Source organism: Polaromonas sp. (genome assembly GCF_049790275.1).
In the GTDB taxonomy this organism is placed as follows: Bacteria; Pseudomonadota; Gammaproteobacteria; order Burkholderiales; family Burkholderiaceae_C; genus Polaromonas.
Genome location: NZ_JBAQYR010000168.1, coordinates 1 through 10,577 on the forward strand (window position 1 = coordinate 1; position 10,577 = coordinate 10,577).

13 protein-coding genes are annotated in these 10,577 nt (G+C 63.3%); 2 read left to right on the forward strand and 11 right to left on the reverse strand.

All coding sequences use genetic code 11. The features are described from left to right. Positions 1–67: 67 nt before the first annotated feature. The 5 genes from WA904_RS21605 to rpsP form a co-directional block, all read right to left on the reverse strand. Positions 68–772, reverse strand: coding sequence for a CoA pyrophosphatase (locus WA904_RS21605; protein ID WP_425199182.1), 705 nt, complete (start codon positions 770–772; stop codon positions 68–70). A 70-nt stretch (positions 773–842) separates the two neighbouring features. Beyond that, positions 843–1,208, reverse strand: coding sequence for a 50S ribosomal protein L19 (gene rplS / locus WA904_RS21610; protein WP_096668567.1), 366 nt, complete (start codon positions 1,206–1,208; stop codon positions 843–845). Positions 1,209–1,336: 128 nt separating this feature from the next. Continuing rightward, positions 1,337–2,116, reverse strand: a complete 780-nt coding sequence (trmD, locus tag WA904_RS21615; RefSeq protein WP_425199183.1) for a tRNA (guanosine(37)-N1)-methyltransferase TrmD — start codon at positions 2,114–2,116, stop codon at positions 1,337–1,339. A gap of 179 nt (positions 2,117–2,295) precedes the next feature. Then, positions 2,296–2,871, reverse strand: coding sequence for a ribosome maturation factor RimM (gene rimM / locus WA904_RS21620; RefSeq protein WP_425199184.1), 576 nt, complete (start codon positions 2,869–2,871; stop codon positions 2,296–2,298). 14 nt (positions 2,872–2,885) lie between these two features. Next, positions 2,886–3,146, reverse strand: coding sequence for a 30S ribosomal protein S16 (gene rpsP / locus WA904_RS21625; protein ID WP_348066186.1), 261 nt, complete (start codon positions 3,144–3,146; stop codon positions 2,886–2,888). Between the two features lie 173 nt (positions 3,147–3,319). On the opposite strand from rpsP, the gene WA904_RS21630 reads away from it, so the two are divergent. Continuing rightward, positions 3,320–3,868 (forward strand): N-acetyltransferase family protein, encoded by a 549-nt coding sequence (locus WA904_RS21630; protein ID WP_425199185.1) that lies wholly within the window; start codon positions 3,320–3,322, stop codon positions 3,866–3,868. 8 nt (positions 3,869–3,876) lie between these two features. Next, positions 3,877–4,338, forward strand: a complete 462-nt coding sequence (locus WA904_RS21635) for a hypothetical protein (RefSeq protein WP_425199186.1) — start codon at positions 3,877–3,879, stop codon at positions 4,336–4,338. Positions 4,339–4,473: 135 nt separating this feature from the next. On the opposite strand, the gene WA904_RS21640 is transcribed toward WA904_RS21635, so the two are convergent. The 6 genes from WA904_RS21640 to WA904_RS21665 all read right to left on the reverse strand — a co-directional run bounded on the left by WA904_RS21640 (position 4,474) and on the right by WA904_RS21665 (position 10,283). Next, complete coding sequence (locus WA904_RS21640) at positions 4,474–5,484, reverse strand: anion permease (RefSeq protein ID WP_425199187.1); 1,011 nt, start codon at positions 5,482–5,484, stop codon at positions 4,474–4,476. 2 nt (positions 5,485–5,486) lie between these two features. After that, a complete protein-coding gene (locus WA904_RS21645) occupies positions 5,487–6,134 on the reverse strand; it encodes a DUF47 domain-containing protein (RefSeq protein WP_425199188.1) in 648 nt (215 codons plus the stop codon). Between the two features lie 199 nt (positions 6,135–6,333). Beyond that, complete coding sequence (locus tag WA904_RS21650; RefSeq protein ID WP_425199189.1) at positions 6,334–6,696, reverse strand: DMT family protein; 363 nt, start codon at positions 6,694–6,696, stop codon at positions 6,334–6,336. Between the two features lie 25 nt (positions 6,697–6,721). Then, positions 6,722–7,684 carry an AEC family transporter gene (locus WA904_RS21655; RefSeq protein ID WP_425199190.1) on the reverse strand — a complete coding sequence of 321 codons (963 nt, stop codon included), beginning with the start codon at positions 7,682–7,684 and terminating at the stop codon, positions 6,722–6,724. A gap of 35 nt (positions 7,685–7,719) precedes the next feature. After that, positions 7,720–8,373, reverse strand: a complete 654-nt coding sequence (locus tag WA904_RS21660) for a 3'-5' exonuclease (RefSeq protein ID WP_425199191.1) — start codon at positions 8,371–8,373, stop codon at positions 7,720–7,722. After that, complete coding sequence (locus WA904_RS21665; RefSeq protein WP_425199192.1) at positions 8,370–10,283, reverse strand: DUF294 nucleotidyltransferase-like domain-containing protein; 1,914 nt, start codon at positions 10,281–10,283, stop codon at positions 8,370–8,372. Before WA904_RS21665 ends, WA904_RS21660 begins: the two co-directional genes overlap by 4 nt. Positions 10,284–10,577: the final 294 nt, after the last annotated feature.

Sequence of the window (10,577 nt, forward strand, 5' to 3'; positions counted from 1 at the left end):
CCGCAGGCGCCGCCCCCTTGAGGGGGGAACAGGCTACACGAAGTGAGCCTGGACGGGGGGGGCTTATCTAGGCGCTCAGAAAACGGTAGAGGTTGCGCAACATGCCGGCCGTGGCACCCCAGATGTAGCGTTCCTTGGCGTCGGCCCCCTCCGCGCCTGTGTAGGGCATGGACAGCCACTGACGCAGCACACCGTCAAACTCGAATTCATGGCGCCGGTGATTGGCCGGATCCATCAGGTAGCGCAGGGGCACCTCGAAGATGTCGGCCACCTCGGAAGGGCTGGGTTGCAACGCAAAACCGGGCTGCACCAGGGCGACCACCGGCGTGATGATGAATGCCGTGCCGGTCACGTAGGTAGGCAGGATGCCCAGTACCTCCACATGCTCGCGGGTGAGGCCGATTTCCTCATGGGCTTCGCGCAGGGCTGTGTCTACCGCATCGTGGTCGGCCTCGTCGGTCTTGCCGCCCGGCAGCGCAACCTGGCCGGAGTGGGTGGACATGTTGCCCGCCCGCTCCGTCAGCAGCAATGTCAGTTCATCGCGCATGACGAGGGGCAGCAACACGGCCGCCAGTGCCGGTTCCCGGTTGGAGAATTTTTTCTCGACGCTATGCTCGGGCGTCCAGACCGGCGGGTGCCGGAAACGCTGGCGCAGGGCCTGCGGCGTGAGTTCCTGCGCCGGTACACCGGACAGGTGCGTGTCCACCCCGATCACCGGGATGCTGCGGGGATCGAAGGCCGGCAAAGGCGTGGTGAAACGGGGCGTCGTCATGAGAACGCAAGATTAACAGGGCATAAAAAAAGCCGCTCCGGAGAGCGGCTTTTTTTGCGGGCCAGCTGCTTTATGCAGCTTTGGCGCCCAGCTTTTCCTTGATACGCGCCGACTTGCCGCTGCGGCTGCGCAGGTAGTACAGCTTGGCACGGCGCACGTCACCGCGGCGCTTGACTTCGATCTTGGCGATCAGCGGGCTGTAGACCTGGAAGGTCCGCTCGACGCCTTCGCCATTGGAGATCTTGCGCACGATGAAGCTGGAATTCAGGCCGCGGTTGCGCTTGGCAATCACAACACCTTCAAAAGCCTGCATACGCTTGCGGGTACCTTCAACCACGTTGACGCTGACGATCACGGTGTCGCCGGGGGCATACACGGGGATGGTCTTGTTCAGGCGGGCAATTTCTTCCTGCTCTAGGGTCTGGATCAGATTCATGATTTTTTCCATCTAACTTTTTCGTTCATACACGCGCTGCACTAAAGACCGCAAATCCATGGACACATTGAAGGTCAAGATGGTTGCAGTGGCCGCCAGAGGACCGAAAAGCCTTTGATTATAGCCATTTATGGCTTTGAGGCCTTTTTGGCAGGCAGATCGTGCAGAAATGCCTCATCGGCGGCCGTCAGGCTGCCGGCTGCCCGGGCCCTGTCCAGCAATTCGGGCCTGTGCTGCCGGGTCAGGGCCAGGCGCTGCTCGCGGCGCCAGCGTTCGATGTGGCCGTGGTTGCCGGACAACAGCATGTCGGGGACGGCCTGGCCGCGCCAAGTTTCGGGTCGCGTGTAATGCGGGCAATCGAGCAGGCCATCGAGCGCCGGGTTGAAGCTGTCGAACTGGTGGCTGCCCTCGTCGTTGAGTACGCCGGGCTGCAAACGGGCCACGGCGTCCAGCAGGGCCATCGCGGCAATTTCACCGCCTGACAGGACAAAGTCGCCCAAGCTAATCTGCTGGTCCACAAAAGTGTCGATAAACCGCTGATCCAGGCCTTCGTAGCGGCCGCAGATCAGGACGGCACCAATACTGGCCGACCACGCCGCCACGCTGCCATGGTCGAGCGCACGCCCTATCGGTGAAAACAGGGCCACAGGCGCCTGCTGCCCGGCTGGCTCGGCGCGCTCCTCGCGGATCTTTTCAAGACAGCGCGCCAGCGGCTCGGCCAGCATCACCATGCCCGGGCCCCCGCCAAAGGAGCGGTCATCGACACGGCGGTAGTTGCCCTCGGCAAAATCGCGCGGGTTCCACAACTTCACCTCAACCAGGCCGGATTCATACGCACGGCGCGTCACGCCGCTCGTCAGGAAAGGCGCAAAAAGCTCGGGAAAGAGTGTGATGACGTCAAAACGCATGGCTATGTATTTTGCATCGGGCCGCCGCGAACAAGCTCAGGACGAACGGATATCAAACGAACGAGCGCTGGGAATTGTCTTTTTCAAGCAGGGGCCGCGGGTCCGGCTCTGCCGGCCCGCAGGCGCAGCGGCCCCCTCGGGGGGCAGGGAGCTACACGCAGTGAGCGACCGTGGGGGCTTTAGTAGTCTGGCTGCCAGTCCACGGTGATGGTCTTGCCCGGCAGATCCACGGCGTCCACATAGGCTGCCACAAAGGGAATCATGCGTTCCAGGGTTTGCTCGCCATCGGTGTATTCCACACACAGCACAGAGTGCGGCCCTGTCGCCATCAGGTCGCGCACGCAGCCCAGAGCCACGCCTTCGCGGTTGACGACATTCAGGCCGAGCAGGTCGACCCAGTAATATTCGTCCTTGCCAGCCTTGGGGAAGCTGCTACGCGGCACAAAAATGCGCGCACCGCGCAGGGCCTCGGCAGGGGTGCGGTCGTCGATGCCTTCGAACTTGGCCACCACGGAGTCGGAATGGGTTTTGGATTCGCTGACCGTCAGCGCCACGGTGCCGGAGAAAGCGTCAAAACCGGGCCGATGTTTGGTATCCGGCGGCTGCAGAAACCAGCGGCCGGATGAAAAAAGCGCCTCGGAAGAGGCGCTGTGAGCCAGGATTTTCACCCAGCCCTTGACGCCCCAGGCGTCAAGAATGCGCCCGACTTCAACCGCGTCGTCCGGCAAGCCGGACGGCTCAAGGCCAGGCAGCATTTAAATCCCTACGTTCAGGCGGTCTTGGGGGCAGCAGAAGCGCCCTGCTTGACCAGACGCAGCACGGTGGGGGACGCTTGTGCGCCCACGCCGAGCCAGTGGGTCAGGCGGTCCTGCTCGATGCGCAGGCCCTCTTCGCCACCTTTGGCGATCGGGTTGTAAAAACCGATGCGTTCGATGAAACGGCCGTCGCGGCGAACGCGTTTGTCAGCCACAACAATATTGAAAAAAGGACGGTGTTTAGAACCGCCGCGCGAGAGTCGAATGACGACCATGATTTATCCTTCGGGTGGTGAGGTGAAAAAAATCACCCCAAAATGTTCCTGCAGCGCTTGAGACACACGACATGGCACCCGGCCAGCGAAATGCTGCAAAGCCGCAGATTATAACCCGCCGTCCGTTGCTGTCCCGCCCGCCGCCTTCCCCAACCCTCTTTTTGGCCACTCCCATGACCTTGATACGAGCCAGCGTTGACACCGACCTGCCGGCGATCACCGCCATTTATGCCCACCATGTGCTCAATGGCACCGGCACCTTCGAAACCGAGCCGCCCAGCGTGACCGACATGGCTACGCGACGGGCAGATGTGCTGGGCAAGGGCCTGCCCTACCTGGTGGCCGAAGAAAACGGCGTCGTGATCGGCTTTGCCTACGGCAACTGGTTCAAGCCCCGGCCGGCTTACCGCTATTCGGTGGAGGACTCGATCTACCTGGCCCCCGGACTCCAGGGCAAGGGCGTGGGCCGCCAACTGCTGACCGAGCTGCTGGTGCGCTGCGAGGCCGCCGGCATACGCAAGATCATGGCCGTCATCGGCGATTCAGCCAATGCCGGCTCCGTCGGCCTGCACCTTGCCCTCGGGTTCACGCAGGTCGGCATCGTCGAGTCCTGCGGCTGGAAGATGGGTGCCTGGCGTGATATTGTGATCATGCAAAAGACGCTGGGTGCCGGCGACACCTTGCCGCCCAAGGACGCAATGCCCTTCCCCTCCCCACCCTGACTGGATGCATGAAAAACAAGAACAAGACCCTGGCCACCTGGCTGGCTTTTGCAGGTGGCCAACTGGGCCTGCACCGCTTCTACCTGTACGGCTGGGCCGATCTGCTGGCCTGGGTACACCCTCTCGTCGCCGCCGTGGGCTGGTGGGGCGTGCAGCGTGTGCGCCAGTATGGCCAGGACGACCAGCTGGCGTGGGCGCTGGTCCCCCTGCTGGGCTTCACCCTTGCGGCCACGGCGCTGACGGCTATTTATTACGGCCTGATGGCGCCTGAAAAATGGAATTCCCAGCACAACCCGGCTGCCGCGCCCGACAGCGCCCCCGGCAAGACCAACTGGCTGACCATGGCCGCGATTGTCTGCGCACTGCTGTTCGGCACGATTGCATTGATGTCCAGCATCGTTTTCAGCTTCCAGCGCTACTTTGAATACCAGGTCGAGGAAGCCAGGAAAATCAGCCAGCCGGGTAGCTAAGCCCCCACGGTTGCTCACTGTGTGTAGCGCCCTGCCCCCCCCGCCGAGGGGGCCGCTGCGCCTGCGGGCCGGCAAAGCCGGTCCCGCGGCCCCGGCTGGCAAAGAGGGGCCCCCAATCATTGAGGCGCATGGAGATCAGAACAGCTGCAGGCTGACCCAGTAGGCGATGGCCGCGACAAAAGCGGATGCCGGGATCGTGAAAATCCACGCCCAGACAATATTGCCGGCCACGCCCCAACGCACGGCAGAGGCGCGCTGCGTCGAGCCGACACCGACGATGGCGCCGGTGATCGTGTGTGTGGTTGATACCGGAATGCCCAGGCTGGTGGCCAGGAACAACGTCAGTGCCCCGCCGGTTTCCGCGCAGAATCCGCCCACAGGCCTGAGCTTGGTGATTCTCTGGCCCATGGTTTTCACGATGCGCCAGCCGCCGAACATGGTGCCCGCGGCAATCGCGATGTAGCAGCTGACAATCGCCCAGGTTGGCGGTGCGCTGTCACTGGCCGAGGTGTAGCCGGTGGCGATCAGCAGCATCCAGATGATGCCAATGGTTTTTTGCGCATCGTTGCCGCCGTGGCCCAGGCTGTAAGCGCCGGCCGAGACCAGCTGCAGGCGCCGGAACCAGCGGTCCACGCGCGAGGGCGTGGCGCGGCGGCAGACCCAGGCCACCACCACCATCATCAGGGAGCCGAGCAGAAAACCCAGCAGCGGCGACACAAAAATGAAGGCCACTGTTTTCAGGATGCCGCCGGCCACCAGTGCCCCGGCACCGGACTTGGCCATCACCGCACCGACGATGCCGCCAATCAGCGCGTGCGAGGAACTGCTCGGGATCCCGTAATACCAGGTCACCAGGTTCCAGGTGATGGCGCCTATCAGTGCGCCGAACACCACATGGGTATCGACAATGCCCGGCTGGACAATGCCCTTGCCCACGGTGGCGGCCACGCTCAGGTGAAAGATGAAGATGGCGACGAAGTTGAAAAAAGCCGCAAACAGCACGGCCTGGCCAGGTTTGAGGACGCCGGTCGACACCACGGTGGCGATCGAGTTGGCCGCATCATGAAACCCGTTCATGAAGTCAAAGACAACGGCCAGGATGACCAGCATGGCCACTACCCACAAGGCGGTCTGTACGGACGCCATGTTCAGGAGTTTTCGAGGACGATGCCCTCGATCAGGTTGGCCACGTCCTCACACTTGTCGGTAATGGTTTCCAGCAATTCGTAAATCGCCTTGAGCTTGATGACTTCGCGTACGTCGGGTTCTTCGCGGAACAACTTGCTCATGGCCGAGCGCATAACCCGGTCGGCATCCGACTCGAGCTTGTCGATTTCCTCGCAGGTCTTCAGCGCTGCCTCGGCGGTGGCCGCGTCGCTGAGCTTGTCGATCAGCGCCACCGCGTCTTTCAGGCGTTCGCAGCATTTGACGCTCAGGTCCGTCAGCCGCACGATCTCCTCGGTCATGTGGCGCACGTCGTACAGCGCCATGGTTTCCGCAGAGTCCTGGATCAGGTCGCACACATCATCCATGGTGTTAATCAGCGAATGGATCTGCTCGCGGTCAATCGGCGTGATAAATGTCTTGTGCAGCATCCGGTTCACCTCGTGGGTGATGCGGTCGGCAGCGCGCTCGGCGTTGTCGACCTCCCGGTTGTAGGCTTCGCGCTTCTGCAGATCGCTGTAGTTGGCGACCAGGTTGGAGAATGCGCGCGCCGCCTCCACAATGCGATCGGCATGCTGGTTGAACAGCTCGAAAAAATTGCCTTCACGCGGCAACAGCTTGCCAAACAGCATCTTCAGCTCCTGGGAGGGTACATGTCAGAGGACATGACAAATTTGTGACAACAGGGAGTTTAACCGGGTGGATGTGGCCCCCACGGTCGCTCACTCCGCGTAGCTCCCTGCCCCCCGAGGGGGCCGCTGCGCCTGCGGGCCGGCAAAGCCGGACCCGCGGCCCCTGCTTGACTAAATACCTGTCGGTGGCCGCTTGTTCTCAGGCCGACCGAAAGATGAAATACACAGCGCCCACCATGCACAGCGCGGCCCAGAGGTAATCGAGCTTGAGCGGCTCGTTGAGATAGAAAACGGCAAAGGGCACAAACACGCTCAGTGTGATGATCTCCTGCATGATCTTGAGCTGGCCCACGCTGTACAGCGTGAAACCGATGCGGTTGCCCGGCACCTGCAGCAGGTACTCGAACAGCGCAATGCCCCAGCTGATCAGCGCCGCGACGTACCAGGGCGAGGTCGCCAGGTTTTTCAGGTGGCCGTACCAGGCGAAGGTCATGAAGACGTTGGACAGCAGCAGCAAGCCGATGGTTTGCGCAGAAACGGGAAGTGACTGTAGAAACTGCATGAAAACTCCGTACAACTCGTTGCGATCAGCCCAGGTAAGGCAGCAGCGTGAACACCAGCGTCAGGCTCACCAGTGCCAGCGCCGTTGACACCACCACGCTGGCCGTCACCAGTTCTTCGGCCACTTCGTAGCGCTGCGAAAACAAAAACACGTTGGCGCCTATCGGCAGCGCCGCAGCCACCACCATCACGGTCATGGGCAGCCCGCCCACACCCAGCAGGCGGCACAGCAGGGCCACCAGCAAGGGATGGACCAGGTTCTTGATGCCGGCCAGCGCCAGTGCCGGCCGCCAGTGCGGACCCACGGGCGTGTTCGCCAGCGTCACGCCGACCAGCACCAGCGCGAGCGGACCGAAAGCCAGGGCCAGCATCTCCAGCGGCTTGTCGATCACGCCGGGGATGACCCAACCGATCTGCGCAAACAGCAGGCCGGCGATGATGGGCAGCGGCACAGGATGCAGCAGGGAGTTCTTCAGGGCCATCAGCACGGTGGCCAGCGCCTGGCGCGGCGCGGCGGCAACGGCGCCGGGAGCGCCCTGCTTCTGCTCACGCGCGACGGCGAGCTCCAACACCACCGTGGCACTCGTCAGCAGCACCAGCGCATGCACGGAAACCAGCGTAAGCAGCGTCACCAGTCCGTCCGGCCCGTACATCAGGCCCACCAGGGCGATGCCGATCATCACGGTGTTCGAAAAGGTGTTGGCCAGTGCCAGCACCGCAGCACGGCGGTTGAAGCCCTGCACCAGCAGCGTGCCGGCAAACAGGATGACGACCGCCAGGAAATACGCCGCCACCGGTTTGAAGTCGAGCTGCTCGATGTCCACCCTGCTCATGGTGCGAAACAGCAGCGCCGGCGTGAGCAGCAGAAACACCAGGTTTGCAAGGTCTTTTGTGGCCCCAGCCCTCATCCAGCCTGCGCGACCAGCTATAAAACCGATAGCAATCAAGAACACCACCGGAAGCAGGGCAACAAAAACAGGTGAATCCATGCGGCGATCTTAGCCGCGCGACCTGCGCCCGTTCCTCAGGCCCGGGCAATCCAGCGCTGGTGGGCGGCGAGTTTTTCGACATCGCGCCAGGAGTGGCACTGCCCGGCCATTTTTGGCCAGATGCGCAGCAGCAGTTCGCATTCGGCCAGGGTGTCGGCCGCCGCCTGATGCCGTGGCGCGCAGACGATGCCGAAGTGCGCCAGCCATTCGTCGAGCGCGCGCGCCTTCACCTTTTCGTGAGTCACTGCACACAGCTGCTCGATGTCCACCCAGCGGTTCGGCAGCGCCGCGCCCAAGTGGGCCAGCACATGCCGGCCAATCATGGCCTGGTCGAAAGGGGCATGAAAGGCCAGCAGCGGCGAGTGGCCAATGAAGCGTTCAAACGCGCGCAAGGCCTCTTCAGGCGGCATGCCTTCCCGCTGGCGCTGCAGCCCGATGCCGTGCAGCAGGATGTTGTCCTTGGCTGATGCAACCGACGTCTGGCGCAGCACCACCTCGAAGCTGTCGCCCGGCAGGATGCTCAGGCGCTTGCCCGCCCAGTCCACCTGCACGGCAATGGCGGCAATCGCCAGCAACTGGTCGCGTTGCGGGTCCAGCCCGCTGGTTTCCACATCGAGCACCACCCAGCGCGCATCGTCCACGCCTGCCAGCGCGGCAAGGGGCCGGCGCAACCAGTCCACCCAGCTCATCGTTCGTAGTCCAGCTGCAGGCGCTGCTGCAGCGAGCGCACCACACGGAACGACTCGCGCAGGATGCGCCTGTCGATGTCGTTGAGGCGATCCACTTTCAGGTGGTTGGGCTGGTGCGGCGGCGCGGCGCCTTCAAGCTGCACCCGCAGGCGCAGCGTCTGCAAAAACTCGAACCCGCTGACCCAGGCCTGGTATTCCGCCGCGGCCAGCCCCAGCAGCGGCCCGACGGCTTCGAGGCGTTCCCGGGTGTTGGTGGCCGTCACACCGCAGCTGAGCGAATAAATGCGCGCGACATCGACAAAAATGGCGGCCCCCTGAAGCTTGAGGTCGATCATGCCGTCATCGTCCACCGCAATGCTGCCGGTCCAGTTCAGCGGTGGGCTGTGCAGCAATGCATTGAGCGCCAGCTGCTTGATGAAACGCGGCGCGCGCCGCGCGGCCTCGCTCACCTCCCGGCGCAGGGTGTCGGCCATGCGGTCGTCACCGGCCAGCGGCCGGAAATCGAAGTAAATGCTCGCATTGAGCAGGTCTTCAGGCGCGCCATGTTCTATCCAGTGTGCAAAGCGCTCGCGCCACTGGCGCAGCGTCAGGCAGCAGGCCGGCTCGCCGGCCATCACCCCGCCTTTGCACAGCGGATAGCCGCAGGCGTCCAGCGCCACATTCACATCGCGGCCGAAGCGCAGCGCCGCCTCGCGCTGATCCGGCGTGGTGTCGTCCGGCAGGATCAATGCGTTGTCCTGGTCCGTCGCTATGGTCTGCTCGCTGCGCCCTTCGGAGCCCAACGCCAGCCAGCACATGCGGCTCAGGTCCAGGCCGTGCGCCTGCGCCTTGATCTCCAGCAGGCGCGAGGTCAGCACATCGTTGAGGTGGCTGATCAGCGCGGTGAGCTGGCGCGCATGCACGCCCTGGCCCAGCAGCGTGTGCGCAAAACGCCGGATGTCCTGTGCCACCATTTTGAGCGTGTCCACATCGGCGGCCGAACGTATCGAGGTGCTGACCTGCTTGAGGCTCAGTCGCTGCATGGCAAACAGGTCGCGCTCCGACACCATGCCCACCGCCACGCCGGCGCGCGTCACCGGCACATGGCGGATGCCGTGTTTGCTCATCAGCAAGGCAGCGTCCAGCGCCGTGTGTTCGTGTGTCAGCGTCAGCACCGGCTGCACCATGGCCTGCGAGATCGGCGTGTCCAGCGGCAGCGCCGGCAGCGTGATCCGGCCCAGGATGTCGTAACGCGTGAGGATGCCCAGCGGCCGGCCGGCTTCATCGGTGACCAGCATGGAACCTATGCGCAGCTGGTGCATTTGCGCGAGCACCTCGCGCAGCGGTGTGTCGGGCCGGCAGCTCACCGGCGTCTGGCTGGCGACTTCGCCCAGTGGTGTTTCCAGCGACTGCTCAGCCAACGCCTGCGAGGCATAAGCCACCTGCAGGGCACGCCGCGAAAGATCCAGGAACTTGAGGGTGCGCCGGTTCAAAAAGTCGGCAAACGGCGGGCTCAGCACGGCCAGCGCATGCATGGAGGCCAGCGGCAGTGCCAGCACAAAGGTGTCTTCAACCGCGCGGTAGGTCGCGGTGACGGCGCGCTGCGCCAGTGCCGCGCTGACGGGAAAAAGTTCGCCGGGTTCGTAATGGAAAGCCCCACCCGACAGCTCGGCCAGGCCGCGCTCGCCAATCACCGCGCCCTGGCGTATGAAAAACAGTTCCTTGACCGGTCCGCTGTCGGGCTCGATCAGCACCTCTTCGGGAGCGAAGTAGTTCTGGTGCGAATGGCTCAGGAAGAAGTCCACCTCGCTGGCCTGCATTTGGGCAAACGGCGGATGCCGCATCAACTCCTGCCGCAAGTTGGCGAGCAGGCTGCTGGACGGACTCAAATCGGTGTTGAGCGAGGCTAGAGGCTGGGGTGCATCCGTCACGGTCGTCTCCTGATATTTTGAAAACCATTATCCGGGAACGAATTGCTGTTGTGCTGATTCAGCGCAAACGAGGCTACCGATTGGCCTCCGTCTCCGGTCCTATGCCGTTCGGGCTGAGCTGCTGCGGTCTTGAGCTTGTCGAAGTCTTCTTTGTTTCTGCTGTTTGCGGTGTGCCAGCAAGCCGGGGGTTGCCCGGCGGCAAGTAACTTTCTTTTGCGTCGCTGTACGGACCGGACACATGGTGGACAGGTGTGCGGGGACATGGTTGACACTTTCCGGCGAATCAGCCGGGAG

Coding starts and splice junctions, on each gene's coding strand:
- WA904_RS21605 (WP_425199182.1), bottom strand. CDS start 772: ATGACGACGCCCCGTTTCACCACGCCTTTGCCGGCCTTCGATCCCCGC.
- rplS (WP_096668567.1), bottom strand. CDS start 1,208: ATGAATCTGATCCAGACCCTAGAGCAGGAAGAAATTGCCCGCCTGAAC.
- trmD (WP_425199183.1), bottom strand. CDS start 2,116: ATGCGTTTTGACGTCATCACACTCTTTCCCGAGCTTTTTGCGCCTTTC.
- rimM (WP_425199184.1), bottom strand. CDS start 2,871: ATGCTGCCTGGCCTTGAGCCGTCCGGCTTGCCGGACGACGCGGTTGAA.
- rpsP (WP_348066186.1), bottom strand. CDS start 3,146: ATGGTCGTCATTCGACTCTCGCGCGGCGGTTCTAAACACCGTCCTTTT.
- WA904_RS21630 (WP_425199185.1), top strand. CDS start 3,320: ATGACCTTGATACGAGCCAGCGTTGACACCGACCTGCCGGCGATCACC.
- WA904_RS21635 (WP_425199186.1), top strand. CDS start 3,877: ATGAAAAACAAGAACAAGACCCTGGCCACCTGGCTGGCTTTTGCAGGT.
- WA904_RS21640 (WP_425199187.1), bottom strand. CDS start 5,484: ATGGCGTCCGTACAGACCGCCTTGTGGGTAGTGGCCATGCTGGTCATC.
- WA904_RS21645 (WP_425199188.1), bottom strand. CDS start 6,134: ATGCTGTTTGGCAAGCTGTTGCCGCGTGAAGGCAATTTTTTCGAGCTG.
- WA904_RS21650 (WP_425199189.1), bottom strand. CDS start 6,696: ATGCAGTTTCTACAGTCACTTCCCGTTTCTGCGCAAACCATCGGCTTG.
- WA904_RS21655 (WP_425199190.1), bottom strand. CDS start 7,684: ATGGATTCACCTGTTTTTGTTGCCCTGCTTCCGGTGGTGTTCTTGATT.
- WA904_RS21660 (WP_425199191.1), bottom strand. CDS start 8,373: ATGAGCTGGGTGGACTGGTTGCGCCGGCCCCTTGCCGCGCTGGCAGGC.